This is a genomic window from Bacillus sp. AFS073361 (genome assembly GCF_002567005.1).
Taxonomy (GTDB): Bacteria; Bacillota; Bacilli; order Bacillales; family Cytobacillaceae; genus Neobacillus.
Window position 1 is genome coordinate 162,569 of the sequence record NZ_NUZU01000004.1, and the last position, 26,792, is coordinate 189,360.

General features: G+C 43.7%; 24 protein-coding genes. 5 read left to right on the forward strand and 19 right to left on the reverse strand.

The annotated features are described in order from the left end of the window. The first annotated feature begins 56 nt into the window (after window positions 1-56). Window positions 57-494: a YwpF family protein gene (locus COJ96_RS02785; protein WP_306460575.1), complete on the forward strand. Its 438-nt coding sequence runs from the start codon at window positions 57-59 to the stop codon at window positions 492-494. Between the two features lie 53 nt (window positions 495-547). On the opposite strand, the gene COJ96_RS02790 is transcribed toward COJ96_RS02785, so the two are convergent. The 5 genes from COJ96_RS02790 to spoIIID form a co-directional block, all read right to left on the reverse strand. Next, the gene (locus COJ96_RS02790) at window positions 548-871 is read right to left on the reverse strand and encodes a hypothetical protein (protein ID WP_098571480.1); all 324 of its coding nucleotides are present in this window, start codon (window positions 869-871) and stop codon (window positions 548-550) included. 144 nt (window positions 872-1,015) lie between these two features. Next, entirely contained in the window at window positions 1,016-1,450 is a 435-nt protein-coding gene (gene fabZ, locus COJ96_RS02795; RefSeq protein ID WP_098571481.1) for a 3-hydroxyacyl-ACP dehydratase FabZ, read from the reverse strand. A gap of 74 nt (window positions 1,451-1,524) precedes the next feature. Continuing rightward, window positions 1,525-2,223, reverse strand: coding sequence for a DNA-directed RNA polymerase subunit beta (locus tag COJ96_RS02800; protein ID WP_098571482.1), 699 nt, complete (start codon window positions 2,221-2,223; stop codon window positions 1,525-1,527). A 418-nt stretch (window positions 2,224-2,641) separates the two neighbouring features. Continuing rightward, complete coding sequence (gene mreB, locus COJ96_RS02805; protein WP_098571483.1) at window positions 2,642-3,643, reverse strand: rod shape-determining protein; 1,002 nt, start codon at window positions 3,641-3,643, stop codon at window positions 2,642-2,644. 186 nt (window positions 3,644-3,829) lie between these two features. Then, window positions 3,830-4,102, reverse strand: a complete 273-nt coding sequence (gene spoIIID / locus COJ96_RS02810; RefSeq protein WP_088090148.1) for a sporulation transcriptional regulator SpoIIID — start codon at window positions 4,100-4,102, stop codon at window positions 3,830-3,832. A 642-nt stretch (window positions 4,103-4,744) separates the two neighbouring features. Here spoIIID and COJ96_RS02815 point away from each other — a divergent pair. Continuing rightward, the gene (locus tag COJ96_RS02815) at window positions 4,745-5,065 is read left to right on the forward strand and encodes an MGMT family protein (RefSeq protein WP_098571484.1); all 321 of its coding nucleotides are present in this window, start codon (window positions 4,745-4,747) and stop codon (window positions 5,063-5,065) included. A gap of 53 nt (window positions 5,066-5,118) precedes the next feature. Here COJ96_RS02815 and COJ96_RS02820 read toward each other — a convergent pair whose 3' ends face one another. The 3 genes from COJ96_RS02820 to spoIIQ all read right to left on the reverse strand — a co-directional run bounded on the left by COJ96_RS02820 (window position 5,119) and on the right by spoIIQ (window position 11,318). Continuing rightward, on the reverse strand, window positions 5,119-7,959 hold the full coding sequence (locus tag COJ96_RS02820) for an Ig-like domain-containing protein (RefSeq protein WP_098571485.1): 2,841 nt from the start codon (window positions 7,957-7,959) through the stop codon (window positions 5,119-5,121). A 224-nt stretch (window positions 7,960-8,183) separates the two neighbouring features. Next, the gene (locus COJ96_RS02825) at window positions 8,184-10,178 is read right to left on the reverse strand and encodes a penicillin-binding transpeptidase domain-containing protein (RefSeq protein WP_098571486.1); all 1,995 of its coding nucleotides are present in this window, start codon (window positions 10,176-10,178) and stop codon (window positions 8,184-8,186) included. A gap of 282 nt (window positions 10,179-10,460) precedes the next feature. Beyond that, complete coding sequence (gene spoIIQ, locus COJ96_RS02830; protein ID WP_098571487.1) at window positions 10,461-11,318, reverse strand: stage II sporulation protein SpoIIQ; 858 nt, start codon at window positions 11,316-11,318, stop codon at window positions 10,461-10,463. Window positions 11,319-11,468: 150 nt separating this feature from the next. Here spoIIQ and COJ96_RS02835 point away from each other — a divergent pair, with 150 nt between their 5' ends. Further along, window positions 11,469-11,885 carry a VanZ family protein gene (locus tag COJ96_RS02835; RefSeq protein ID WP_098571488.1) on the forward strand — a complete coding sequence of 139 codons (417 nt, stop codon included), beginning with the start codon at window positions 11,469-11,471 and terminating at the stop codon, window positions 11,883-11,885. 322 nt (window positions 11,886-12,207) lie between these two features. On the opposite strand, the gene spoIID is transcribed toward COJ96_RS02835, so the two are convergent. From spoIID to COJ96_RS02865, 6 genes are all read right to left on the reverse strand, one after another. Further along, window positions 12,208-13,245, reverse strand: coding sequence for a stage II sporulation protein D (spoIID, locus tag COJ96_RS02840; protein ID WP_098571489.1), 1,038 nt, complete (start codon window positions 13,243-13,245; stop codon window positions 12,208-12,210). Between the two features lie 430 nt (window positions 13,246-13,675). Continuing rightward, the gene (gene murA / locus COJ96_RS02845) at window positions 13,676-14,986 is read right to left on the reverse strand and encodes a UDP-N-acetylglucosamine 1-carboxyvinyltransferase (protein WP_098571490.1); all 1,311 of its coding nucleotides are present in this window, start codon (window positions 14,984-14,986) and stop codon (window positions 13,676-13,678) included. A gap of 32 nt (window positions 14,987-15,018) precedes the next feature. After that, a complete protein-coding gene (locus COJ96_RS02850) occupies window positions 15,019-15,798 on the reverse strand; it encodes a YwmB family TATA-box binding protein (RefSeq protein ID WP_098571491.1) in 780 nt (259 codons plus the stop codon). A gap of 173 nt (window positions 15,799-15,971) precedes the next feature. Beyond that, window positions 15,972-16,214, reverse strand: a complete 243-nt coding sequence (locus tag COJ96_RS02855; protein WP_026568263.1) for a DUF1146 family protein — start codon at window positions 16,212-16,214, stop codon at window positions 15,972-15,974. Between the two features lie 160 nt (window positions 16,215-16,374). Then, on the reverse strand, window positions 16,375-16,557 hold the full coding sequence (locus tag COJ96_RS02860) for a hypothetical protein (RefSeq protein ID WP_098571492.1): 183 nt from the start codon (window positions 16,555-16,557) through the stop codon (window positions 16,375-16,377). Window positions 16,558-16,635: 78 nt separating this feature from the next. After that, a complete protein-coding gene (locus COJ96_RS02865) occupies window positions 16,636-16,956 on the reverse strand; it encodes a YflT domain-containing protein (protein WP_098571493.1) in 321 nt (106 codons plus the stop codon). Between the two features lie 196 nt (window positions 16,957-17,152). On the opposite strand from COJ96_RS02865, the gene COJ96_RS02870 reads away from it, so the two are divergent. Continuing rightward, a complete protein-coding gene (locus tag COJ96_RS02870; protein ID WP_098571494.1) occupies window positions 17,153-17,407 on the forward strand; it encodes a GlsB/YeaQ/YmgE family stress response membrane protein in 255 nt (84 codons plus the stop codon). A gap of 339 nt (window positions 17,408-17,746) precedes the next feature. Here COJ96_RS02870 and COJ96_RS02875 read toward each other — a convergent pair whose 3' ends face one another. The 4 genes from COJ96_RS02875 to COJ96_RS02890 form a co-directional block, all read right to left on the reverse strand. After that, window positions 17,747-19,213 (reverse strand): alpha-amylase, encoded by a 1,467-nt coding sequence (locus tag COJ96_RS02875; protein WP_098571495.1) that lies wholly within the window; start codon window positions 19,211-19,213, stop codon window positions 17,747-17,749. A gap of 27 nt (window positions 19,214-19,240) precedes the next feature. Then, window positions 19,241-20,740 (reverse strand): cardiolipin synthase, encoded by a 1,500-nt coding sequence (gene cls / locus COJ96_RS02880; RefSeq protein ID WP_098571496.1) that lies wholly within the window; start codon window positions 20,738-20,740, stop codon window positions 19,241-19,243. 122 nt (window positions 20,741-20,862) lie between these two features. Beyond that, the gene (locus COJ96_RS02885) at window positions 20,863-21,876 is read right to left on the reverse strand and encodes a CheR family methyltransferase (protein WP_257148400.1); all 1,014 of its coding nucleotides are present in this window, start codon (window positions 21,874-21,876) and stop codon (window positions 20,863-20,865) included. Beyond that, window positions 21,873-24,551 (reverse strand): CHASE3 domain-containing protein, encoded by a 2,679-nt coding sequence (locus tag COJ96_RS02890; protein ID WP_257148411.1) that lies wholly within the window; start codon window positions 24,549-24,551, stop codon window positions 21,873-21,875. Before COJ96_RS02890 ends, COJ96_RS02885 begins: the two co-directional genes overlap by 4 nt. Window positions 24,552-24,870: 319 nt before the next feature. Here COJ96_RS02890 and COJ96_RS02895 point away from each other — a divergent pair, with 319 nt between their 5' ends. Continuing rightward, complete coding sequence (locus COJ96_RS02895) at window positions 24,871-25,329, forward strand: Dps family protein (RefSeq protein WP_098571498.1); 459 nt, start codon at window positions 24,871-24,873, stop codon at window positions 25,327-25,329. Window positions 25,330-25,616: 287 nt separating this feature from the next. On the opposite strand, the gene COJ96_RS02900 is transcribed toward COJ96_RS02895, so the two are convergent. Beyond that, window positions 25,617-26,759, reverse strand: a complete 1,143-nt coding sequence (locus tag COJ96_RS02900; protein WP_098571651.1) for a PP2C family protein-serine/threonine phosphatase — start codon at window positions 26,757-26,759, stop codon at window positions 25,617-25,619. Window positions 26,760-26,792 lie beyond the last annotated feature (33 nt).

A 26,792-nucleotide genomic window follows, 5' to 3' on the forward strand; every position in this document is an offset into this window, starting at 1 on the left:
GACATTTGCTTTACGTGCACATATGTTATAATTTTGAAAAAGGCAATCAGGAGGTTATGATGAAATCTTTTAAGTTGTACTCATTAGATGTAGTGGAAGATGATGCTTCGATTGAAGTTCCGTTAGTAGATGGCTTAATTCTCAATAAGGAAGACGAGCGCTCCACATGGCTGCTTGAGGCGTATACTGATTTGTCCCTCTATGATTATTTCCAAAAAATTTCCGAGCAAAATCGCGACATTATTGTTGAGGCCGTGATTACCAAGAAGGAAAACGCACCTGCTTATTTTCAAACCAAAATTGTCTCGTTAACTAAATTTGAAAAGCATATTAGCGTTTTGTTCGAGGGAAAAATCCGCCGGAATAAAAGCGACTATTCTGAGCTTTTGCTCGAAAGTCTGCTTCAAAAAGGATTAGAAGGCTCCGCGCTGCTCACCGAATTTAGAGAAAAGATCCAAAGCAAACCGAAGTTAAAAGTGAAGTCGAACAAATAAATCATGCGTAAAGGGACAGGCTAACGGCCCGTCCCTTCTTTATTGCTTGTGAATTACTCGTCTTTATTGTCCGCGTCTCTTCTGTCAATATCATCTTCAATTATTTCTTCTTTTTTGGTGTTGCTGTCCTTGATTGGGTCTTTGTCGGTATCCGTATTTTTGTCCTCTGTGTTTGGATAATGATTGTTTCTGTTGTCTAAATCAAGGTTGTCATTATCATACTTGTTTAAATCGTTACGGTTTAAATCGTTGTCATTTACATTGTTATCGACTGCTGGCGGCGGCGGATTTTGGTCATCGTTATCATTATTACATGCTGTTAACATTCCCGCGGATAAAATCGATCCTGCGAGCATAAGAAATAACTTTTTCTTCAAAATGATAAACCCCTTCCAAAACAAATTTTGACCTACCTATGGGTCTAATTTTAGGATGTCCAATGTGTATCGAATGATGGCTAGCATTTTTTTACATAAAAAAAACGACCAGAAATTCCTTCCGGCCGATTCATTTCGTTTTGTTTATTCTTTTTTCTCGCCTAAGGCAAAGGTGATTTCAGCTTCACAGGCCACTTCACCGTCAACGGTTGCAACGGCTTTTCCTTTGCCAACTGGTCCGCGCAGACGGATGATTTCTACTTCCAGACGAAGCTGATCACCTGGTTTGACCTGCTTTTTAAAACGGCAGCCATCAATTCCAGCAAAAAAGGCTAAGCGGCCGCGATTTTCTTCTTTTTTCAACATGGCGACAGCCCCAACCTGTGCGAGAGCTTCGACGATTAATACACCAGGCATAACTGGGTAATCAGGAAAATGACCATTAAAGAACTCTTCATTGGCACTAACATTTTTAATCCCGACTGCGCTCTTTCCTTCTTCTACTTCTAAAATTCGATCCACCAAAAGGAATGGGTACCGATGTGGGATGATTTCTTTAATTTGTTCGATATCTAACATGGATTAGTACCTCCTACTAGTAACAAGTATTTATTCCTTATTCTACTACTTAAGGTATACAAAAAGGAAGGGATTTACCTCCCTTCCACCACTTTTCTTTTTCCTTTTTCAACTAAATCAACAATATGTGTCCATGTGGATTCCTTGAAAACATCTTTAACGTTCCCGCCGCCAAGGACCCCATATCCAACCATAGCGCCTAGCGATATGCTTATAAAAGCAAAGATTACTAAAAGAATCAGGCGCAGCCAAATGGGAATGAGGCGAATTCTGACTCGTTGATGTTTTTCAGAGACATTCTTTTCTTTGTCTCTCTTGGTGGCATTTTTCGTTTTTTTTGCCTCACGGCTTTGGTTCTTCACCTTGGATTTCTCCTGTTTTTCACGTTTATCGGCTTTCGCCTGTTTGGCAGCATCCCTTGTACCTTTTACGGCTGCTTTTGCTGGTTTCGCTGCGGTCTTCGTAACTGCTGATACTGCTTTTACCGCACCCTTTGCGATGGCTACCGCAGGTTTTGCCGTTTTTTTTGTCCCTTGAACAACTTCCTTAGCTTGGATCGCAGGAGCATCCTTTATTTGCCGTCCCTCTCTGTTGGCCGTGCCCTGTGTTCTGTGTGCTTCGTCCCTGGAATAGTTCGCTGCGTCCTGTGCTCTGTGAGATGCGTTATGGGATTGTGTCGGAGCGTCCTGGGATTGTTTCTGCACCTCGGCCGCCTTGGCCCGTTTGTATTCTTCTCTTGTTCTATATTCTTGGTTTGGATTATTTACAGACATTTGTTAATTCCCCTTTTACTGACGTCCGCCCATTTATGTTTATCTGCATGGGAGACCCCGGACTCAGTGAATTATACATATTATATCCAATTTTTCTGTTCAACTCTTATAACTGGATATTTGGATTTATTTTTACAATACGTCATTCATTATTCTATTATAAAAAATAAATTCAAAATACTCATCAATTTTAACAGGAAATAGTACTAAAAGGTAGAATTTACTATATCCTAAAGCTTTTTAGGAATTGTAGTCCAAAGAAAAAAGCCCAATGACTGAGGCTTGTCCCGCCTGCTTCATTAGACTTTTTGTATCCTGCTCTTTTAAGGTATGATGTCTTACAACACTAGACCTAAAAGGGCCGCTCAGATTCTTTGTCAACTTCATTCCACTAGCAGGGACAATTTTTCAGAAAGGATCATCCAAACTTCCGACTTGGAATCTTGTCGATATTGTCAAGCATGATTCCTGTTCCAATTGCAACACAATCCATTGGATTTTCGGCCACTAGGACGGGAACTTTTAATTCGTCCGCGAGCAGCATGTCGATGCCGTGCAGTAATGCACCGCCTCCTGTTAAAATAACGCCGCGGTCAATAATGTCAGCTGATAGTTCTGGAGGAGTACGTTCCAGCACGCTTTTTGCAGCCTGAACGATTACCGCAACTGATTCACGTAATGAACCTTCGATTTCTTCCGAACGAACTGTAATGGTGCGCGGCAGACCGCTTACCATGTCACGTCCGCGGATTTCCATTTCTTCCGACCGTGAACCTGGGAATACAGTCCCGATGTTGATTTTAATATTTTCTGCTGTACGCTCACCGATTAAGAGCTTGTATTCGCGCTTAATGTAGTTGAGAATTTCCATGTCGAACTTGTCACCGGCCATTTTGATGGAGGAAGAAGTCACGATATCGCCCATTGAAAGAACTGCTACATCCGTCGTTCCCCCTCCGATGTCCACTACCATATTTCCACTCGGTTGGAATATGTCCATTCCCGCACCAATCGCTGCCACCTTTGGTTCTTCTTCTAAGTAAATCTTTTTCCCGCCGCTCTTTTCAGCTGCTTCTTTGATTGCCTTCTGCTCCACACTTGTAATATTCGTTGGGCAGCAAATCAGAATGCGCGGCTTCGATAAAAACCCTTTAACATTTAACTTATTAATAAAATGCTTTAACATTGCTTCGGTTACATCAAAGTCAGCGATCACGCCATCTTTTAGCGGGCGGATCGCGACGATGTTCCCAGGTGTCCGACCAACCATACGGCGAGCTTCTTCACCAACAGCAAGTACGCGATTTGTATTTTTGTCAATTGCCACTACGGACGGCTCATTTAATACGATTCCACGGCCTTTTACGTGAATTAGCACGTTAGCCGTTCCTAAGTCTATCCCAATATCTCTTGCAAACATTCTCTTTTCTTTCCTCCTTAAAACGGAATCCACATACTTTTCCTAATTGTATATTGTACCACACTCATTAAGATTTCCATACTTTTAGCATAGAAAAGTTGTAAAATCTTGCAGATGGATGTCGGATAGGAGGATTTCCAGAGAATGCCTTGTTGCCTATTCCTTTTTCAGTCGAGTCATGGATGTTTATTTTACAGTTTCACCTTCCTTTTCTTCTTTCTGATATTTCATTTTTGTTGCCTCTCCCCCTCGGAGATGACGGATTGATTTATGATAGTCTAAAATACCTTTAACCTCGTTTGCCAGCTCTGGATTAATCTCAGGAAGTCTCTCTGTAAGATCCTTATGGACTGTACTTTTGGATACGCCAAACTCCTTCGCGATTACGCGAACCGTTTTCCTCGTCTCCACGATATACTTTCCAATCTTGATAGTTCTCTCTTTGATGTAATCGTGCACACTCTCGCCCTCCCTAAATTGGATGTGAGAAGTGTGAAATGAGACCCGCTTATCACTTCGACGAATTCTGCTTCCGTTTTGGTGTCTGTTTTTTTTTGGTGTCAGGCACCACTAAAAGACATTTGTCCATTAGTGGAGGACACTTTCCTTGATGGTGTTAGGCACCAAACGGCAGAAAGTAAGTTACCTTCTGTCTATACGATGAATAATCATGTCCCCGACTGAATGTCCGCTAACTTCAAACGACTCTTCACCTCAAACACTCTCTTTGTAAAGGTTTGTAACCATTTTATTAGCTTGGATACGGGAATATGCTAGAAATACTCAATCGGGACAAGGTGTTATTCAAAGTTTTTTGATAATTGGACTTCTTACTTTTTTTCGACAGACGCTAGTATCGGTCCAGAATCCCTCCGTTATGCGGTTTTGAATTGGAAATATCCGGAGCTTTATTTTATTTCCCAAGAAATTTGTCGAGAAAAAAATTATTCAAAAATGGCGATTATGATTGGAATGGAGGGTAAAAGATGGTTTGGAAGCCAGTACTTTTCATAATTTTGGGCAGTTTTTTCTAAAAGTATTGTTAAAATTATTATATCTTTGATACTTTTTTGGTATGTGTTTTTTGAAAGGAAGGAAACTATGACACCTTTTACTGAAAATGTGGTGGAAATTATTCGCAGTATCCCTGAAGGCAAGGTAGCGACTTATGGACAAATCGCCCGGCTCGCTGGAAGCCCGCGTGCGGCCCGCCAAGTCGTCCGCGCCCTACACTCTATGAGCAAGAAGTACCATCTCCCTTGGCACCGCGTCATCAATGCTAAGGGGCAAATAGCCCTTCAGGATGACGAATCGTATCAGGAGCAACGGTTGTCGTTGGAAGCGGAAGGCGTGGAGATCGGCTTGAATGGAGTAATTGATTTGGAGAGGTACCAGTGGCGGCCTGCCCCAACCTCCACCTGAAGAAAAACAAAAGAAAAAAGGGGCGATCCGCCCCTTTCCCACTTTCATAAAGTTTAATACACTTTTACCGTTCGGATAGCACTAATGAATCCTTTAGCATCCTTTGCCGTTACCGACACCTTCGTTCCTCGTTTTTGCCTCGGGATCCTTACTTTAAAACTCCCATAACTATTTGCCTTCGCCGAATAGGTTTTCGTTCCAATCTTCACCTTCACGACGGCCAGCTTTTCTGTTTTTCCAGTAACAGAGGTTGCGGTATACTTGACCGCATTCACAACAGGAAGATTAGGGGCCACACGTGCGACCGTGAGTGATTTTGCATTGCTTACCTTCCCAGCTGTATCTTTTGCTGTAATTTTGAGCGCTGTCCCGCTGTATTGTATCGGTATCGTCACCTTGAAATTACCGACGCTATCGGCCTTTCCACTATAAATCTTACTACCAATTTGAACAGCAATACGCGCATACTTTTCCGACTTGCCAGTTACCACCGCTGATTTGTTATTAACGGCATTGACCACTGGGATGTTAGGAGCCACTCTCGTCACCTGTATTGTCTTTGGTGCGCTCGTTCCCCCTGCATCCGTCGCAGTCACGCTTAAGACCGTTCCGCTGTTTTGGGCAGGAATTGTCACCGTAAACTTTCCATTCGCATCGGCATTACTTTTATAGGTGGTTGCTCCTGCTTTTACCGAAATCACAGCGGATTTTACCGTTACACCTGTCACGGTAGTAGCTTTATTAGTAACAGAATTCACCGTCGGGCTATTGGGCGGTACTTTTCCGACCACGAACTTTTGTAAACTTCGATTTGACGCACCATCCACGATCGTCACGTAAAAAGTGGAACCTGGTGTTGGCGGAGTAATCTGAAAGGAAAATTTCCCGTCAGGACCCGCATAACCGAAATAAGTATGGCCAACCATAGCAATCGTCACAGAGGCGCCGGCTTCGGTTACACCAGTAATTTGGGTTGTTCGATTTGTCACCGTATTTATCTTAATTGGCGGCGGGGTTATGTCAATGAATTGGACCTCTACAGGTGCGCTGACATTGTTCGCAGCATCCGAAGCGATCATACGCAGGTAAGTGCCTGACACCAGCTTGCCTATCGGAATCGTAAATTGACCATCCACTGAGCTGGCATCGCCCTCGGCAATCAAGACACTCCCATTAAAAATTGAAATATGAGCACCTGCTTCTGCCACGCCGGTTATTTCTTCCTTGGTCAACTGATTTGGCGTGTCCAGCAAGAGTTTCAGCGATGGAGGGGTTACATCTTGTACCGTAAAGAAAATCGATTCCCCTTGATTCTTGGAGGCATCTTCTATCCTAACTTCGATTTCCGTTCCTGCAGGCTGCTTCTCAAAAATAATCCAAAAATAGTCGGAAGACACATAGCATGAACCGAGGATGGTTTGTCCTGACATCACGCGAATGAGTGCCCCTTTTTCTGCGTATCCACTAATGGAATCCGTCTGGTCCGTGATCGAATCTTGATTTAACTGCGGTGCGGCGGGCGGGGTTGTGTCCGCCACTATGACTGTCGCAGCTGGACTAATGTTTCCTGCTACATCCGTAGCGGTGATTTGAATCATCGTTCCTGCAGTCTGTTTTTCAATTCCGATTGAAAAATGGCCCTGTTCATCTGCCGTGATTTTTCCAAGGGAAACGGCTGTTTTGGCCTCAACCGTGGAAAATGGTTCGGCAATACCGGTGATGACTTCAGAATGCTCGGTCACTGCATCGACAACAGGCGCTTCAGGCGGGGTTTCATCTTCAACCGTGACAACGGTCTCTGGACTGATCCGGCTGTAGCTATCCGTCGCCTTGATTGTCAGCTCCACTCCACTTTTTTGCGGAGGAATTGGAATCTGGAATCTTCCTGTTTCGCTCGATGCGCCTTCCCCCATTTTCTCGGCTCCCCGGTATACCTCCACCTGACTATCCCGGTCGGTAATCCCGCTCACCGTTGTATCCCGGTCACTTATTTTTTCAACCAACGGCTTTTCTAGCGTTCCAAGTGGATAACTGTTTTCAAACGGTTTATAAGCCACCGTTCCAATGTCTAACTTCCCCAAAAAGTTACTATTATCATTCCCGTCCGTAATTCCACGCTCGATTCGAAGGGGGTCAGTTACGCCCCAATAATTATCATTCGCATCAAAGAGCAAGCGATTATACCCTGAGACCTGCACCATCACTTTCGTGTGCGGCCATCCAAAGAAGTTATTCTGGTTAATGTGGATATTGGGAATCCCGCCATCCCCATAGTCACCTCTTACAGTCAGGTCATAATAAGAGTCGATTGGATTCATAAAGGTATTATTTTTGATAAAAATTTTCCCTGATCCGTTCGCAACACTTAAGTCCGCCTTTTCACTAAAAAAGTTATGTTCAATAGCTGAGTCCAAATTCGATGAGGAGATAGAAATCAAGCCATTTTTGTATTGGTTATGGCGGAGAATGGCATTTTTGCCCATGGTCGTCACAAGAAACCCGCCATTGGACTTTGGTTGACGATAATGGTCCGCATATTCAATTTGAATCAAACTTCCATTAAATGTCGTTCCTTGTACATACACATCCTGCAAACGGATGCGTTCTTGCTCGGTCCCAACCGCCTTCAATTGGCCTCGCACCGTAATCCATGATCCATTTTGCCCAATCAACTCTACTCCCGGCTCAATCGTAAGGGTGACGCCTGAATTGATTTCGATCATACCCGTTTGATAATAGGGGGAGTCTTCTTTAGTTAACACTTTATCTTCACTAATTACGCCTGATATCATGCTGCCGCTGCTAGTAGATTCCGCATGGTTCTTCATCGGGAATAAGGTAAGAATTAAAAGGGTAGAAAAAAAGATTGGCAGAAATTTCTTGTAAAATATCATCCGATTGTTCTCCACTAATAGTTTTATAATATTCATTATCATGGGCAGTATCCGAAATTACAATATACTTTTTCTACTTTCTTTATAGTAAAATCAACAAAAAAAAGACCACAAAACAAAAAAACACACCAAGCCCCTTGGTGTTAACTCCCAATTATTTATTGTGGTGCCTTTATTGTGGTGCCTGACACCAACCCCGGTGCCTGACACCACACAGTACTCATCTACCGTACCAACTCAAAAACCTTTTTCACTTTCTTAACCGGGATCTGCGACCCGCCCCGCTTCTGGACATTCTCGACCATCATCGCGACCATCAAATTTGGTGAATTTCTGTTATATCCAATGAACCAGCCATTTTCCGTGCCGGTTTCACCTTGCTTCTGTTTAATCTCTGCGGTCCCCGTCTTGCCCGCCAACGGGTACTCCTTCATATCGGCGGCATGTGCTGTTCCAGCGGCATCGCTAACCACCTTCCGCAAATCCGCCGCAATCACTCCGGCATGTTCTGCTGAGACTACCGCCTTCCAAATCTGACCCTGCTGCTCATCCGCCAAGAGGATTGGCTTAATCATATTGCCATTATTGATAAATGGTGTATATGCTGACAGCAAATGCACGATGCTCATTTGAATCTGCCCTTGACCATACCCCGTATCGGCAAGCGATATATCTCGGTCCAGCGCGCCAATCGTGGATTTCTCGAGCGGGAAAGGAAACGCCAGCTCTTCTTCAAAGCCAAATTTCTTCAGCCCATCCGCGAACGCGGCTTTCCCCGTTTTTAACGCCGCTTGGGCAAAATAAATATTATCACTAAACACAAACGCCTTTTCCAGATTAACAGGAGCTGAACCGGCGTGGACTCGCGTTACAAAATAACCGCCCCACGACTTATCCTTTTGCCACTTCTTCCCTACTATCGGTACCGCCTGCTCCGGAGTGATCGCTCCGTTTTCCAATGCTATCCCTGCCGTGATTGCCTTCATGACAGATCCCGGTGCAAAGGTTTGTTTAAATCGCGTTGAGAGGGGCTTTTTCTTGCTTTCCTGCAGTGCCTTCCATTCAGCCGCCGAGAAGCCGAGCATCGCTTGATTCGGGTCAAATGAAGGCGTACTGACAAGCGCCAGCGTTTCTCCTGTTACTGGATTCATAGCAGCTCCCGCGCCCGCTTCCTTGCCAAGTTGGTCATAGATTGCTGTCTGAACATCCACATCAATCGTCAGCTTCACCGCTTTTCCATCCTCCACTGGCTTTTCAGCGAGCACCTCCTTGCCGCCATTCTTTTTGTTAATGGTAATCGTCACCCCAGGCTTGCCCCTTAACTGCTCGTCATACACTTGTTCAAGGCCTCTTTTGCCAATCATATCACTGCTTGTGTAGCCCTTATCTTTGAGTTTCTCCAACTCATCTGCCGTGATCGCCCCAACATATCCAATAAGCTGTGCTGCGGCTTTGCCATACGGATAGATACGTGCTTCCACCTTTCGCGTTTGCACCGGCTCGAGGGCAATCAACTGGGCAATCCGGGCCTCATCCTCCATCGACACCCGCTTCAACGGCACGAACAGCTCCGGCTTTACCCAACTTGCACTTATTGCCTTCTTAATCTGATCAGGGCTCATTTTTAAAAGCGAGGATAACGGCTCAAGCATCTGGTTCGTCACCTTCCCTGCCACCACACCGACCTCGTACACTTGGCCATTCACAGCCAGCCCGATTTCATTGCGATCAAGGATCTCTCCTCTTTTTGGGGCAGTCGTATTAATGCCAATTTTATCTCCTTCTTGCAATTTCGGAAAAATGTACCCTGTATTCCAGTCTATATACCAATTCTTCTTGTCGGCTCGCTCTTCTTTCTTTAAGTTAGCTTTGTGGGTGAATTGAATCGGACCCGCCAAGCTATTCATGCTTGCCTTAAATGAATATTGGGCTTGTTCTTTTTCCCCCTGTTTATCTTCTTTTGGTTTTTTAAAGTCAATCTTGAGGTCTGTTATCTGAAGATCTTTGTAGATTTTTTGATAGCGGCTTGTAAATTCCTCTTTGGTGATTTTTTTCTTCGCATTAGTAGAAAGATAATCATACATCTGGTCAAACTTCTGCCCATTCCATAACGCTATGTACTTCGCCAAACGATCCTGCGGCGTCGGCTCCTTACTGCAGCCAGCCAAAACCGCCATCATCAGCAGCACCACCAGCATGGCCCCTACTAACTTCCTCAACAAAATCCCTCCCTTAAAAAGTTTGGTTTACGGTGTCAGGCACCACCCAAAGACACTTTCTCCATTTTGTACACCAGTGGCGGACACCACTGTTAATTACTTCTGGTGTCAGGCACCAATAACCGATATTTATCATTATACCGCGTATATACAAAAAATGGTGTTTTGTCCATTTATTATGAGTAAAATGAACTGTGAATTAGTTCGAGCTTGTGCGAATTAATGTGAAATGAGTGCAAAAAAAAGAGGAAAGAATTCCCCTTCCCCTTTGTAACGTTATAATTATGAGTTTGTTTTTTCTATTGAGTTAGTAGAATTGTCATCCGCATTTTTATCTTCGTCGGAAGATTTTTCTTGATCAAGGGAATTGTCTGGATCCTCAATCATTTGCTCTTTTTCTTTCATTTGTGGAGTTTCTACTGATTCGCTTGCATTTTCATTCGAAAGTTTTGCTTCCTGTAAAGTGCTTAACGATTTGTTAAAATAGTCACTAGGGTTTACAGCAATACCATCTTTACGAATTTCAAAATGTACATGTGTTCCAGCTTTTTCATTGAACAAGCTTTGTCCAGCCTTGGCAATCACTTGTCCCTGTTTTACCTCGTCGCCAACCTTGATCTTTATGTCTTTAACGGATTGATATTGTGTTACAATACCTTTGTCGTGTTCCACTTCAATGACGTTCCCAAGGACTGCATCTTCTTCAACACGTGTGACAGTACCGCTTAGTGATGCAACAACATCAAACGATTCGCCGTCTTTCACGGTCACATCGATACCAGTATTTGGTTGGTAGGTATTGTTGTAGAATACCAAAGCCGCTTCCTGGTCTTCCGTTTTTCCATTGAAATCATAGAATTTCGTTTTTACAACAGCTGCATCCGCATTTTCCACTGGCATCTTGAAGTCTTCAAATGTTTTGCTAACTTCAACAGCTGGTTCTTGACCCTTTTTACCAGCAATATCCGTGGATTTGTAATCGTACTTGTCTGTTGCGTTGTTGCTTGTTTGATACCATAGTACCGCGGTCAAAATGATTGCTGCACTTGCAATATAGATGGCTGGAAATACCCAACGCTTTTTGAAAAAGCGTTTTACGCTGGAACTTTGAGAAGATCGTTTGTTTTCTTCCTCTCTCATTTTCATCACCTCAGCAATCATTCTGAACAGATAAGTAGAATTATATACACTAGTGAAAAAAATTTTTTTGAACTTATTTTTCAACAATGATTTAATTTTTATGCATGAAGTTGGAAAAAATTTTTTCGAGCATATTGGGAGGAATTTAATATGAAAATTTTTAAATGGGTATTGCGGGTGCTCCCGTTTGCCTATATGGCGGCCATTTTTATTATGTCGAGCTTGCCTGCGGACCATTTTGTGAAACTGCCTGATTCCAAAATCGACCACACCATTAAGGAATCGTTACATTTAATAGAGTTTGCCATTTTGTATGTATTGCTCGTGCTAGCGATGTTAACCCGCCGAGGGGCGTTCACGCCTGCCTTAAACATAACCTGCGCTGTTATCGCTGGCCTCTATGGAATCAGCGACGAAATCCATCAGTCCTTCTACGCCTACCGCTCGGCGTCCTGGTTCGACTTAGTCAAAGACTTCACCGGGATCTTGGTTTGTTTTTACTTTATCCGAGGGGCATTGTTTAAGGGGAAATTTAAGGGACTTGGGAAGGTACTAGGCCGTGTATAGTTTTAGGAAAATAAATTCTTCCCGTAAAGGTTAAGTTCATAGATTTAAGAATTTGATTGGCACTTTTAGGGGACAATCCCCAGATAACCTCTCAATTCTGAGTTTGTAATCGAGGGCTTGATTACAAGAAAATATCGTGATAGCTTGGATATGGGCTGTTTTTGATTTGCACTCGCAATTCGGGCACACCCATGTTCCGTATACATATTTCATGCCGCTAAACAGTTACATGCTGGACAAGGCACACCTGGGAGGAGATCATTATTGTATCCTCCCAAAATACAAAAAAACCAGGCATCTCAGCCTGGTCCATTCATAACTACTATTTCTTCGCCGTAACAGTATCAAGCATATGATCCGCCACTGTAATCTTCACGCCCTTGTAGTAATGCTTCACGATCTCCTGATAGTTCTTTCCTTCTTTAGCCATCCCATTCGCCCCATATTGGCTCATTCCGACGCCATGGCCAAATCCCTTCGTCGTAATCACAATATTGTCGCCCTTGCGCTTCCACGAGAAATCAGACGAGCGCAGTTCCAGTTTTTCACGAATTTGTATCCCTGATAGGACTTTCCCGTTGAAATCGACCTTACCCACACGCTTGCCAGCCGTTCGGTCCACTATCTTGCCAATTGTTGATCCGGAGCCAAGGTTCACACCAAGCCGTCTTTCAAACTCATGAACAGACATCACTTTTTGACTGTTATATTTCGGGGACTTTTTATCCCACGGACTGGATACACTTCTTAAATAAGGAAATTTTCCTTCCCAGACATCTTCCGAATTTTCCGTATAGCCATTCCCTGTGGAGAAGAACAAAGCATCGATTGGCTTGCCGTCATAGGTCAATATTTGACCCGCAGTAGCCCGAACAGCATCTTCGATCTTCTTCTTTTTCCATTCATAATTTGCGCCCCAGTCCCGCCTCTGCTCTGCATCATTCATATAAACTTGGTGGATTACGGTGTCAGTCACTTGAGCACCTTTGGGAACGCCCAGCGTATCTTTATTAATTAATCGGTTAACGATATACGTTCTCGCTGTTAATGCCTGGGCCTTGAGTGCTTCCTCTTTGAAATCAACGGGCATTTCAGCTGCTACCACGCCAACGAGGTAATCTTCTAATTGGACACTTTCAATGGTTGATCTTGCAGTCCGGAAGACGGCAACATCCACATCAGGGTCAGAAGAAGCCGGCACCACTTTTGCTTCTTTTGCGGGGGTCTTCGTTAAATCCTCCCCTAACTTTCCGCTCGCTTGATGTTCATCAGAAAACGGTAAAACAAGGACTGCGGGAATAATCAGTGTCAAGGCAATAAGGACTGCTGCTGCTACGACGAATGGTTTGATTTTTATCATGATAGTGCCTCCAGTTTGCAAATTCACAGCCACACCAAAACATACAAAGGCGGGATGCGTCTCAATTAATACATATGGAGGCGGACAAGCATTTATTACGGATTTTTTCATAAAACTGAACAGGGTAGTAAACGTGGTATAAAACATGGTGTCAGGCACCGCCCGCGGACAAATCATGGTTAAATGTCTTTTTGTGGTGCCTGACACCATCCGTGGACAAATCATGGTTAAATGTCTTTTTGTGGTGCCTGACACCACCCATACTAGTGCAGACACCATCAAAACTACACACCATCAAAATACACCACAAAAAAACCACTAAACGCAAAAAAGGCCCAATTCTACATCAGGGCCCGTTGTTTTGCGATTGCACGTTGTTACGTGGATTTCAGACTTTCCTGATTGGAAAATCAATCAGATCTGAAATCATTTACGCATTCATATCCGATACAAGGTTCTGAACTTCCGTGAACGTTTCGTCAGCTTCGTTGATTCGTTCGATGTCAGCGCCTAGTCTTGCTAGTTTGCCGTGGAAGTCTACATAACCGCGGTCTAAGTGTTTCAACTCAGTCACGCGAGTCATGCCTTCAGAAACTAAACCAGTTAAAATTAATGCAGCGGCGGCACGAAGATCTGTTGCTGATACTTCTGCACCTTGTAAGTTTGAAGAACCATTTAAAATAACAGAACGGCCTTCAATCTTGATGTCTGCGTTCATACGGCGGAATTCCTCGACATGCATAAAACGGTTTTCGAAGACCGTTTCAGTTATCATCGAAGTACCATTCGCACGAAGCAGCAATGCCATCATTTGTGATTGCATATCTGTAGGGAAACCAGGGTGCGGCATCGTCTTGATGTCAACAGCCTTCATACGATCAGTTCCGATGACACGGACGCCATCTTCTTCCTCACGAATCGTGATACCCATTTCTACCATTTTTGCAATCAAAGATGATAAATGTTCAGGAACAGCGCCTTTTACCAATACATTACCACCTGTTATCGCTGCAGCTACCATAAAGGTACCAGCTTCGATTCGGTCAGGAATAATATTGTGGTCTGCACCAAATAACACGTCTACCCCTTCAATACGAAGAGTTCCGGTACCGGCGCCGCGAACTTTAGCGCCCATTTTGTTCAAGAAGTTGGCAAGGTCGACGATTTCCGGTTCTTTTGCCACATTCTCAATAATTGTCGTACCTACCGCAAGAGTGGCAGCCATCATGATATTCTCAGTAGCCCCAACACTTGGGAAGTCTAAATAAATCTTTGCACCTTGTAAGCGGCCGTTTACTTCCGCTTCAATAAAACCGTTTCCTACCTTAACCGTTGCTCCCATGGCTTCAAAGCCCTTGAGATGCTGATCGATAGGACGGGATCCAATGGCACAGCCACCCGGTAAGGCCACACGAGCACGGCCATTACGAGCGAGTAATGATCCCATGACAAGCACAGACGCGCGCATTTTTCGAACGTATTCGAATGGCGCCTCATCTTTTAACGCTTTGGATGCATCTACTTCGACTGTATTGTTTTCAAACGACACTTCAGCATTTAGGTTGCGTAAAACTTCATTAATTGTGTATACATCGGAGAGTGTAGGTACATCACGTAATACACTTTTTCCGTCACTTGCTAATAATGTTGCAGCGAGTACAGGCAGAACGGCATTTTTTGCGCCTTCAACTTTAACCGTTCCATCAAGCCTTTTTCCGCCGCGGACGATGATCTTTTCCAAGAGTATTCCCCTCCGCGTCCATTTTCTCTATATTAATATTCAATCGTAATGATTGGTGTGCCAACTACGATGGTAGTTTTAGCGCCCAATCCTTCGGAGCGTATGCCAATTTGTAAATTCATGTTCTCTCGTTGATTCTCTATGGAGCCTGTAAACATCGGCGAATTCGCCGAAACAGACATGAAAGTCTCCTCTTTTAACGCTTCGATTTCTTTTGCTTTAAATCTTGACATCATTTGATTCATTGTCTTAGGTAAAGACTTATCAATCTTATCACCGACTGTACCTTTCATACAAGAGAAAACTGTTGGATTTCCTCGAAATATGTCAGTTAGCCTAGTTTTAAATTGACTAGTAGTGAAAAAGGCCTTTGTCGCCGAATTCCACTCCTTACCAGAGATACTATATACTATATACGCATTAACAGGTTGTTTTGTGTGGGTTGCCATAATTTGAAGCATTTCGTTGTGGTGTTTAGATGTTGGAGATACTGCTGTTAATTCCCATTTTTGGCTGGTATTTTTAACAGACCATTCCCAATCAGGAAACTTAGCTTGAAGCTTTTTAGCGTAGTCCTTTACTTCCTGCAAACTTTCCATGCCATCCAAATGCTCTCTTGCATAAAAAGTCCATTCATCGAGCAAAATATTTTCGGCTTGTAACATCGAGCCGATTTTAATTAAGTCCCTTTCTTTTTCAAAAAAAGAACTAGTTCCGCCGCTATTTGCTTCACTTGTTTGGTTCCCCATAACAACCAAAATTACACTAAGTATGATAACTACGCTCAAAAGGATTTGACTCTTTCTCTTCATCTCTACTCCCCCTTACTACCATTGTTACCAGGTAGAGGAGTAGCATACTTGGGAAATGTCGTCACTTTTAGACAAAGTTCCATGCTTTATTGATGTTATTTTTCCACACAATGACGATTGTACTCAATTTCAAGACAAATAGGAACATGTACGAAGAACTAAAATTTTTCCAATTAACTATTTTGCATGATCAAAGGCAGTTGTCTAGACCATTGGAGATAATCAAGGAAAAAGTTACTAACAGATGAACCAATGATGATGGCTAATAATATGTAAAGTAACCGCGCCTGAAATACGTGACCCGCTTTCAGCAATTGATCCAACCGAATCGCTTGCAGGGCCCACCAGGAAATCGCTATGAAAATTAAATGTGAAACAATACTTAACAATGCCATTTGCCCAAAATCATTTATCACCCTACACCCTCCTTTTTCACACAATGTTTATTCTATCACAAACTTCACCTTAATAGTTTCCTTTTCTATCCATTTTTCAAAAAATACTTTTTAATAAAAAATTCGCCTTCCACTGCACGATTAGAAGGCGAATTTTAGGCGACACGACCCACATATTTACCTAATTAACCTGATTCCAAACCCTGCCGATATTTAATGGGACATATACCTTGTCGCCGTGTATTTGCTTGTGCACGATTGGATTTTCAAAGTTCGTATCAGGACATTGTTCCTTTCGCACTTTGCGGCGTGCTCGAACGTTCCCTCCAAAAAAATCAGCCAGGTTCACTTTTGAAATTTTCATCACCATAACTCCTTTCCATTTGTTGTATGTAAGAGAAACAAAAGGAGATCCTTTTGTTCTCCGCCTTAAGCTTGAATTTTATTTGGCTGCTACAACCACGACTCGACCTTTGTCTAATTCCTTTTCATATTGCTGCGCTTCCGTATCGGATAATCCTAATGATTCCATTTTTGAACGAAGCTCGTCCCCGCGGGAACGAAACACATTTGCGATGGAATCCAAGAATCCTTGTTCGTTTACCCCAATCTCATTAGTATCCAGCGCCTCCGTCAAATCCTCGGAACGTTCTTTGCTGTGGGCCAACAAATAAACTTCATCTTTGCTGAACCCTTGATTTAAAAATTGTTCAATTTCTTGTTTGGCTTGAAGACCATTTTCCACTAGTTTGACTTGTCTCATTCTAACTACCTCCTAAATAAATTTCGTTAGTAAGTTGAAATGCTACGTGATGTTAACTGGGTGTATAACCCTTTTTAAAAAATTGAAACCTTTATGCTGAAAAAATGATTTTTTTATCAAAAAATGTTTGGCCATTGCAGGAGCGGGTATTACATGATTAAGTTCTACATTACTTATTAGAAAGGGATGAGTTTTCATGGGATTTATTTGGTCTTTAATTATCGGAGGAATTATCGGGTGGTTAGGAGGTCTCGTCATCGGACGTGATATTCCAGGAGGTGTCATTGGAAATATCATCGCCGGATTCATTGGAGCTTTTCTCGGATCCTTGATATTAGGAGATTGGGGTCCGGAAGTCGGAGGATTTTATCTGATTCCAGCCATCTTGGGCGCGATTCTACTCACATTAATCGTCGGCTTCCTTATGAAAGGCATGAGACGGGAAGCTTAAATAACTCAGGGAGACTGCCGCCACGCAGTCTCTTTTTATGGCTTTCACTCTTTTCGGAAAAAATAGTTGCTTTTTTGATTCGCTCATTGAATCATTGAATTCGCTCATAAAAGACCGGTATTCGCTCATTGAAACCCGATATTCGCTCATAAAGCTCTAAAATTCGCTCATTGAAAAGAAAATCATTTAATTAATCTTGAGTGTTCAATGGTCGAAGTGTAATTTTACACAAAATTCCATTTTTTGTGATTTGCTACACCCGTTATTTACGAAAACAACTTATTTTTTCACATGAGAAAAACACCTCAACAAACAAGGTGCTTCTGGTTTGACTCTATTTTAAAATAACTCCTCTTCTGGTAGTGCCCACACTGACACGCTGCCGCCGTTAACAAGGAAAGTGGCAAATCCATCTTCTTCTATTTGAATAGGCTCGTCGCGTGATCCTGTGAGGTCCACCCACACTTCCCCTGCCCGGTCTTCACCGACGAACATTCTCTTTTCACCATCATCCTGATTTGAAATGAGGACCGCGCAGCCTGAACGCTCCAGTTCCGCCTGGCCGCGACGGACCCAGCCAATCAAATTGGCGTCGTCGAAATAATCTTCTTGTTCGCCATAAGCTTTATGAAAACGAGCATATAGCAGCGGATCAATCGCCACCCTCATTCCTTCAAATGGTTCTTTTCCTCCAATGCCAAAATAATCTCCGTAAAAAATACATGGATGCCCATCTTTGCGGAGCAGAATCAGCGCATATGCAGACTGCTTAAACCAATCCTCCACCCAGGATTCCAGAGCCTCGTTTGGCTGGGTGTCATGATTATCCACAAAAGTGACTGCATGTTCCGGATTCGTTTGAACCAACGTATCATCGAAAATGGTCGTCAAATCAAAATCAGCCCCGGCCATTGCTGCTTCATGAAATTTATAATGAAGGGGAACGTCAAATAACTGGAGCTTGTGCTCAACATTTTTCAAAAACGTTTGGCAGGCAGAAAGCTCCGCGACCCAAAATTCGCCTAGAAAATAAAAGTCTTCTCCTTGCTGCTTCCGAACAGCATCGATAAATTTTTTAATAAAACGAGAATCCATATGTTTAATTGCGTCTAAGCGGTAACCGCTGCATTGTAAAGTATCGGCAAGCCAGATTCCCCACTGGATCATTTCTGCCTGTACATCTGGTTGATGGTAATCAATATTGGCATACATTAAATAGTCGTAATTACCAAATTCCTTATCGACATGGTCATTCCACTTTTTATCCTCGCCGACCATCCGAAAAATTCCGGTTTTCTTCGATTTTGCATCATAGTCGATACCATTAAAATGTTCAACTCCCCATTTGAACGCTGAATACTTTTCCTTCCGATTCGGGAAGGTGAATTTGGTATACCCCTCTATTTCAAACGGCTCAGAAATCTCTTCGGTTCGGTCCTCCTTGCTCACTTCAACGACTTGAAATCTCTCGGTCTTATCCGCCCCGCCTTTATGATTCATGACCACATCTGCATAGACATGAATCCCATGCGCAGACAATGCGGCAATCGCGTCTAATAATTCTTGCTTCGTTCCATATTTCGTCCGAACTGTCCCTTTTTGATCGAATTCACCCAAATCATAAAGATCGTATACCCCATAGCCCGTATCTTCTGCCGATTGACCTTTCGTTACGGGTGGAATCCATACCGAATCGATTCCTTTCCTTTTCAGCTCAGGCGCCATCTCTTTCAGACGGTTCCAATGGGTCCCATCGGCTTCAATATGCCACTCAAAGAATTGCATCATCGTCTGGTTTCGTTTCATGGTTTTTCCCCCTTTATCTTGGCCATTTTATAAAACACCGGAAAATAGGCGGGCAAAGGATTCCTTTACCCTTTCAGTCAGTCCTCTTTTGTAAAATTCCACTGGGCGGATTCTCAGACACTCCTTCAAGTCTTCTTCATAATGCGCCACTAGGTCTTGGATGGATTTCGCCCCGATTAAAAATAAATTCACCTCAAAGTTGAGACGAAAGCTGCGCATATCCATATTGGCTGTGCCAATCGTGGCAAGATCGCCATCCACAATCATCACCTTCTTATGAAGAAACCCCTTTTGGTACGCATAAACCTCAACACCCGCACGCAACAATTCCGGTAGATAAGAACGCGTCGCATATTGGGTGAGAAAACCATCATTGGTGTCAGGCACCATGATTCGTATTTGAATCCCTTTATGGGCGGCAATCCGTAGTGCGGTTCGAATGGCTGGATTGGGGACGAAGTACGGCGACGCTATCCAAATGGATTTTGTGGCACAGGAGATCATTGCATAATAATGGTCACTCATCCGTTTTGTTTCCGGGCCGGTCGCGACGACATGGATGAGACCATCGCTGGGGGCAGGGTTTGGTTTCATATAGCGTTCATCCATCACCAGTATTTTCCCGCTCACATAGCGCCAATCTAATAAAAACACGGCATGCAAGGTTTGGACCGCATCCCCTTCAACAAGAACATGGGTATCACACCAGAATCCAATATTCTCGTCTTCCCCTAGATATTCGACGCCTATATTCAGTCCGCCCACAAATCCGACTTTCCCGTCAATGACAATGATTTTACGATGATTCCGAAAGTTAAACTTTTGATTAATCAGACCGCTTTTCAACGGCAAAAAAGGCTGGACCTTGATTCCTGCATCCTTCATTCTATTTATTGCGCCGCTTGAAAGTGTGATACTTCCCACCGCATCGTACATCAAACGCACTTCTACCCCTTCTTGTGCTTTATCCGTTAAGATGTCGATGATCTCATTCCCTAGCCGGTCATCTCGGAAGATGTAATATTCGAGGTGGATAAAGTCCTTAGCTTCGATTAGTGCGTTTTTGATTTCACGGAACGTTTCCTCACCATTTTTTAAAATTTTGGTTTGAGTATGGGAATTCGTAGGTGTGGAAGTCGCCCGATCCAAATAGTGTGTAAAATGGTGCTGGTGATAATTTAACTGGGAAAAATCGATCTTCTTGTGTTTATGACTCATTCTTTCAAACACTTCACGATCCTTGATTCGCTTACTTTTAAAAAGATAGCCTTTTAATAATAATTGTCCTGAATAGACATAAATGATATAGCCAAGGATGGGCAGGAACACTAAAATATAAATCCATAAAAGCGTGTTTTGTGCGGTCCGATTTTCAAGCATTAATGAAAATACAGTAATCAAGATCATTCCCCCGTAGAGCGCGATGGAAATCACTTTCGACAGGAAGGGAACGTCGGTAAAAAACACTATATAGGCTAGCGCAACCATAAAAATGATAAAGACCCATTCCATTCTCCGTTTTTTCATCACATCGTTCTCCCCCCCAATTTATCTAGATCCCCATATGGGGTAATACCCGATTTATCCAGATATTAATCATACTGATATTGAAAAAAAAGGTGCCTGACACCCAATGTGGGTGTCGGCACCTATGCTTTTCTGTATATTCGTTCATGTGGATTAAATTCCACGTATTGCTTGCCCTTTGGCATAAACAGGATGGATTCTTTACTGCCCAAGCCGATGAATCCACCTTCAGCAAGACTGTCGTAAAATAGGCCATGGACTTTCTGTTGCAAATCATTGTCAAAATAGATCATGACATTACGGCATAAAATCACATGAAACTCATTAAACGAACGATCGGCCACCAAATTATGCTGAGCAAAGATAAGGTTCTCTTCTAACTTAGGAGAAAAATAAGCAAACTGGTGATCCGTCGTATAGTACTCGGAAAAGGCCTTTTTTCCACCTGACTTTAAATAGTTCTTCGTATATTGCTGCATCTTCTTGAGAGGAAACGCTCCTTTTTGAGCAGCGGAAAGGGCTTTTTCATTAATATCAGTTGCGTAGATGGTTGTTTTTTTCGCGAGCCCTTCTTCCAGCATCAAAATGGCCATCGAATAGACCTCTTCCCCCGTCGCGCACCCAGCATGCCAAATTCGAATCTCTGGAAGCTCGCGCAATAATGGAACGACCTGGTTACGAAAGGCAGCGAAAAAAGTAGGATCTCGGTACATTTCCGTCATCCGAATCGAGAGATCATTCAATAATCGCTCCAAATATGCTTGATCGTGAAGGACTTTTTCCAATAAAGCCGTGATCGACGGAAGCCGCTCCGCCTTCATCCGATTCAAGACCCTTCTAGTTAAGGAGGCACGGACATACCCCCTGAAGTCATATCCGTACATTTGATATAACCCCTCAAGCAGCAAATTGATTTCGATATTCTGCAACTCCGTTGGCACTATTGTTTCTGTGTGTACATTGGAATCTTGCGGGGTTACTGGGTTCACCGGGTTTACCGGGTTCAACGGGTTTATCGGGTTCACCGGGTTTACCGGGTTCAACGGGTTCACTGGGTTTGCTGGGTTTAGCGGTTGTATCGGGCTGGTGGGGTTTAACGGGTTCACCGGGTTCACCGATTTTTTCATGCTCGTCAATCCTGATCCACCTGCTCTGTCAACCACACCCGCATCAATGAGAATAGCTGGTCGATTTTTAATGGCTTCATAATATAATCAGACGCACCTGCCTCCATACACTTATCACGTTCTCCTTTCATGGCTTTAGCGGTCAGCGCAATAATGGGCAGACGCTCCATCTGCAGGTCATGACGTATCGCCTTCATGGCCTCATAGCCTCCCATCACCGGCATCATGATATCCATGAACACCAAGTCAAAGTCGGCTTGTTCTTGTAAAATTTCAATGGCGCGCTTTCCGTTCTCAGCCACTTGGACCACCACTCCTTTTTTCTCAAGCGTTGTCACAAGCGCATATACATTCCGTCCATCATCCTCAACAAGAAGTACCTTTTTCCCTTTAAACAAGCGTTCATCTGAAGTTTCAGCCTCCGTTCGATCAACGCGCGGCGGTTCTGATTCTTCTATAAATTCCTGTTCCTCGGTCAGCTCACTGGCACTTGCCGCCACTTCCTCCAGCGCCAAGACTTCGAACAAATCATGGCTGACAGGCGCAAGACGGCTCGGTATATATAAGGTGAACGTACTTCCCTTATCTTGCTCGCTTTCGACTTCAAGCAGCCCGCCAAGCAAACGGGTAAATTCCCGGCAAATCGATAACCCCAGCCCCGTCCCGCCATATTGCCTGTTTGTGGTCCCGTCGACCTGTTGGAAGGCATCGAATATAATTTGCTGTTTATCTAATGGAATGCCGATTCCCGTATCAGTGATAGCGATGGACAGCACGACAGCATCCTCTTGCAGGTCAGGCAATTCCGCCACTTTTTCAAGCGGAGCAAATTCAATTCGTACCGTAACGCCGCCTTGTTCCGTAAATTTAAAGGCATTGGATAATAAATTTTTCAAAATTTGCTGCAATCTTTGTCCATCCGTCGAAATGACCGGAGGCACATCTGGATGTGTGATCACATCAAAGGTTAAATTCTTTTTTCGCGCCACTGGCTCAAACAGATTCCTGAGCGTCTGTGGAATTTCTGTTACATTGACTTCGTCCGTCAAAATTTCAATTTTTCCTGCTTCAATTTTTGATAAATCGAGAATATCATCAATCAGCCGCAGCAAATCTCCGCCAGCCGTATGGACAACACCTGCGTATTCTTCTACTTCTGACATGGTCAGCTCATTATTATTCTCCATCAACATTTGCGACAGAATCAGAATACTGTTCAATGGCGTGCGCAGCTCATGCGACATATTGGCAAGAAAATCCGTCTTGTATTGTGAACTCATCTGGAGCTTTCGAGAATAGTCTTCCAATTCATCCTTCGCCTTTTTGAGTTCCAGCGCTCGTTGCTCGGCATATTGCTTCTCCTGTTCCAAATACCCATTGGCCATTTGGAGCTGATCTTGCTGCATTTGCAATTCTTCCGATTGTGCTTGGAGTTCTTCCGATTGCGCCTGAAGTTCTTCTGTTAAAACCTGCGATTCCCCTAGCAGCCTTTCGACTTCCATTCTTCCGGTCACATTGGTAATCGCCGAACCGAACTTGTCTTGGAGCAGGTCGACTAAGGTAAGGTGCTGTGAGAGAAACGGCTGAAGCGCAGCAAGCTCAATCACGGCCTCTACCTTGCCATCTACTAAAATCGGAGCAATTAATAGATTCCTTGGGGAAGAAGCACCTAAGCCAGAGGTGACTTTGATATGTTCCTCGGGCAGTTGGTCAATCAGAAAGATCCGTTTATCGACAGCAGCTTGGCCGATCAGCCCTTCCCCCAATCGGAAACTCGCCCGGGCAGCTCCCTCATCGGCAACCGCGGCATAACCTGCCGCTTTGACGTAATAGACTTCGCCCCCTTCATTTTTGCGAAGATATACCACACCAAAAGAAGCTTGAAGTAATGGAGCCAATCTAGAAATAAACGATTGCGTCAATTCGCTAATATCCGTAATCCCTTGATACAATGTTGAGATATCCGCCATACTTTTCTGAATCCAACTCTGTTTCTCCAGACTGCTGAGGAGACTGTTCATGGCCTCCGCAAGCTCCCGGGTTTCGTCACGCGTATTCACTTTCATCCGTGTCGTCAGGTCGACATCCGAATTAGAATCGGTAATTCCTTTAATCGTTTTTACCACTTGATTGATGGTTCGAACGATGGAATTAGACTGTAACAGCGCCGCCGCGATGGTAATGAGTGTTACCAAACCAATCAGCGCGTACAACGTCACTTTTAAATTTTGGTTATTTTGCTTGAGTTGACTGATCCGTCCTGCCATCAGTTTCTTTTCACTGGCCAGAAATGAATCAAACTGGGTGCGGAGCTGGTCGGTTATTCTTTTTCCTGTACTTTTCTTAAAATGCTGGTCTAAGGCCGATTGATTATTGGACTTTTTAGCATTGATGACATATTCCCCGGAATTAGTCATCCAACTCCTAATCAGCGGTTTTATTTCTTCTAAACTGCGCTGCTGCCTGTTGTTATCCTCTAACAAGGAATGAAGTTTATTGTAGTTATCCAGCCAGTTCCGACTCCCTAGATTATAAGGCTCCAGGTATTCCTCATCCCCAGTGAGCGCATACCCTCTCATTCCGGTTTCCATGTCGAGAACATTTTTTTGGATTTGGTTCGTCAGATCGTGTACCTCAATATCATGTCCCGATATGAAGTCCACCTCGTTCTGTAAATCGGCCATTCGATTAATCACGATGAGCAAGGATATCACCAAGCAAATCAAGATGGAGAAGTATCCGGTAATAATTTTCGCACGAATGTTGTAGTTGAAGCCTTTTATTGTAATCCCCTCCTGACAAAAGTGGTCTATTAAAATATCCTTATTCTACCATAGCTCTATATTTATTTGAGATTGAAAATTTCTTCCTAAATACTTTTTATTACCCGAATCTATTATTCTTGAAACCTCTTTGGAAAAAATTTTTTCCAAGGTTTCAACCGATAAAGTCCAGGGTAAGGAATAAATATCAACACTATTCCAACAAACGGAGGTAATAAACATGGCAAAAGTAAAAGAGAAAAACAACTTAGTAACAGAGTCTCTTAACACACAGGTCGCTAATTTTTCCGTGCTCTATATGAAACTGCACCACTACCACTGGTATGTTAAAGGAGAGAATTTCTTCACGCTGCACCCAAAATTTGAAGAACTGTATAAGGAAGCGGCGCTGCATCTTGATACCATCGCGGAACGAATGTTGTCGCTTGGAGCATTGCCAACGGCGACATTGAAGGAGCAATTACAAATCTCTTCCATCAAGGAAGGCGCGGGCGACGAAAATGCGGAGGGAATGATCAAGAGTCTAGCTGATGACTTTAACACTGTCTGCACTGAGCTTACAGAGGGAATCACCCTTGCCGAGGACAACGAGGACCAACCGACAGCAGATCTGTTCATCGCCGTTCGCACATCCTTGGAAAAGCATAGATGGATGCTCGAAGCGTATTTGGCAGAGTAGAATTTGACGGGGGGACGGGGAATTATTCCCGTCCTCTTTTAAAAAGCGGGTTGGATGGGCAGCACAATTAATGGCTAATTGTTCCCTTCTCCTTCTAAAAAACAGGCGGATGGGCACGATTAGTACCTATTTGTTCCCATCGCCTTCAAAAAAAAGGGCTCGCGGGCAAGATTAGAACGCCCCCTTCACAACCAGCACGCTACCTTTTCCTCAGCAACCATTTTTCCAGCAAAACCCACCAATTAGTAAACAGGGTGCCAGCTCTTCCGCTGACACCCTTGTATTTTTTAACCATTCGTCGAAATCATCACCAAGCAAAGGTCGTCCTTCGGGGCATTGTGCGGTTCCAGACTTGGCTGCAGCTGGTGAAGAAATGCATCAGGAGTGTCGATGTCTTTCGCTTGTAAGGTGCTGATGAGTTTCGCGATCGCATCCTCATAATCCTCCTCCAGCCATTCCGACAGGCCATCGGTAAAGAGCAGCGTCCGCGCGCCCCGCTTGTAAGGAATGACGCCTTTGGTTACATCGATGTCTTCAAAAAAACCAAGAGCACAGCACCCGTCCGTTAATAGTTTCACCTCATCATCCACGATGGCGATTCCCGCTGGATGACCGGCATTGACGTACTCGATCGTTTGCGTTTCAGTGTCGAGTACTAGGTAAATCGCGGTGAAATAATAGTTAATCAAATGATCAGGCATCTTCAGCTGATACATGCGCCGATTCAGTTCTCTCATGACCCGCTCTGGATCACACATCCCCGTAATCGTATCCTTCAATGCCGAATATATGTACATACATACGAGTGAGGATGAAATTCCATGCCCCATCATATCAAGCAAAATCACACCATACCGATGTTCGCTGATTGGATACCAGGCATACAAGTCTCCAGCCAGCTCAAAGGAAGGCTTATAGATAGCCGAAATCGTTACATCCTCTTCTTCGATCGGATCACTTAGGATGCTTCCTTGCACCTGCTTCGCCAGGTCCAACTCATATTGGAGCCGTTTATCCCGTTCCTTCCGTAAGTCCTTCTCTTGCTTTAATCGAAGGACGGAACGCATCCGCGCCAGCAGCTCCACTTTATTAATGGGTTTCAGGACATAATCAAGGGCACCTGCATCCATCGCCTCGGCCATTTTGTTGGAATCTCCCATGGCTGTAACGAAGATGATTGGCAGGTCAGCATACCTCTCATCCGCAAGAACCTTTCTGCATGCTTCCATTCCGTCTATTTCCGGCATCATCAAGTCCATTAGAATTAAATCGAACGGAACCTCCTCGGCATTTACCTCATCCAGCTGCAAACATTGATATAACTCCTTGGCAGATGTCAGCAAAACCAACCGATTATAACCAGCCTTCCGTAGAATTTTCTCGATAATCATCAGATTAGTTTGATTATCGTCAACCACCGCAATTTTCATGGCCATAGCGATTCCCCCTTTCCCAAGCGTCAG

What these genes read in the sequence shown, in the direction of transcription:
- COJ96_RS02875 (WP_098571495.1), bottom strand. Translation starts at nt 19,213, where the DNA reads ATGAAACGAAACCAGACGATGATGCAATTCTTTGAGTGGCATATTGAA.
- COJ96_RS02850 (WP_098571491.1), bottom strand. Translation starts at nt 15,798, where the DNA reads ATGAAGAGAAAGAGTCAAATCCTTTTGAGCGTAGTTATCATACTTAGT.
- COJ96_RS02895 (WP_098571498.1), top strand. Translation starts at nt 24,871, where the DNA reads ATGGCAAAAGTAAAAGAGAAAAACAACTTAGTAACAGAGTCTCTTAAC.
- COJ96_RS02800 (WP_098571482.1), bottom strand. Translation starts at nt 2,223, where the DNA reads ATGTCTGTAAATAATCCAAACCAAGAATATAGAACAAGAGAAGAATAC.
- fabZ (WP_098571481.1), bottom strand. Translation starts at nt 1,450, where the DNA reads ATGTTAGATATCGAACAAATTAAAGAAATCATCCCACATCGGTACCCA.
- COJ96_RS02820 (WP_098571485.1), bottom strand. Translation starts at nt 7,959, where the DNA reads ATGATATTTTACAAGAAATTTCTGCCAATCTTTTTTTCTACCCTTTTA.
- COJ96_RS02815 (WP_098571484.1), top strand. Translation starts at nt 4,745, where the DNA reads ATGACACCTTTTACTGAAAATGTGGTGGAAATTATTCGCAGTATCCCT.
- spoIIQ (WP_098571487.1), bottom strand. Translation starts at nt 11,318, where the DNA reads ATGAGAGAGGAAGAAAACAAACGATCTTCTCAAAGTTCCAGCGTAAAA.
- COJ96_RS02900 (WP_098571651.1), bottom strand. Translation starts at nt 26,759, where the DNA reads ATGAAAATTGCGGTGGTTGACGATAATCAAACTAATCTGATGATTATC.
- COJ96_RS02785 (WP_306460575.1), top strand. Translation starts at nt 57, where the DNA reads ATGATGAAATCTTTTAAGTTGTACTCATTAGATGTAGTGGAAGATGAT.
- cls (WP_098571496.1), bottom strand. Translation starts at nt 20,740, where the DNA reads ATGAAAAAACGGAGAATGGAATGGGTCTTTATCATTTTTATGGTTGCG.
- mreB (WP_098571483.1), bottom strand. Translation starts at nt 3,643, where the DNA reads ATGTTTGCAAGAGATATTGGGATAGACTTAGGAACGGCTAACGTGCTA.
- COJ96_RS02870 (WP_098571494.1), top strand. Translation starts at nt 17,153, where the DNA reads ATGGGATTTATTTGGTCTTTAATTATCGGAGGAATTATCGGGTGGTTA.
- COJ96_RS02865 (WP_098571493.1), bottom strand. Translation starts at nt 16,956, where the DNA reads ATGAGACAAGTCAAACTAGTGGAAAATGGTCTTCAAGCCAAACAAGAA.
- COJ96_RS02860 (WP_098571492.1), bottom strand. Translation starts at nt 16,557, where the DNA reads ATGAAAATTTCAAAAGTGAACCTGGCTGATTTTTTTGGAGGGAACGTT.
- spoIID (WP_098571489.1), bottom strand. Translation starts at nt 13,245, where the DNA reads ATGATAAAAATCAAACCATTCGTCGTAGCAGCAGCAGTCCTTATTGCC.
- COJ96_RS02835 (WP_098571488.1), top strand. Translation starts at nt 11,469, where the DNA reads ATGAAAATTTTTAAATGGGTATTGCGGGTGCTCCCGTTTGCCTATATG.
- COJ96_RS02890 (WP_257148411.1), bottom strand. Translation starts at nt 24,551, where the DNA reads ATGGCCGATTTACAGAACGAGGTGGACTTCATATCGGGACATGATATT.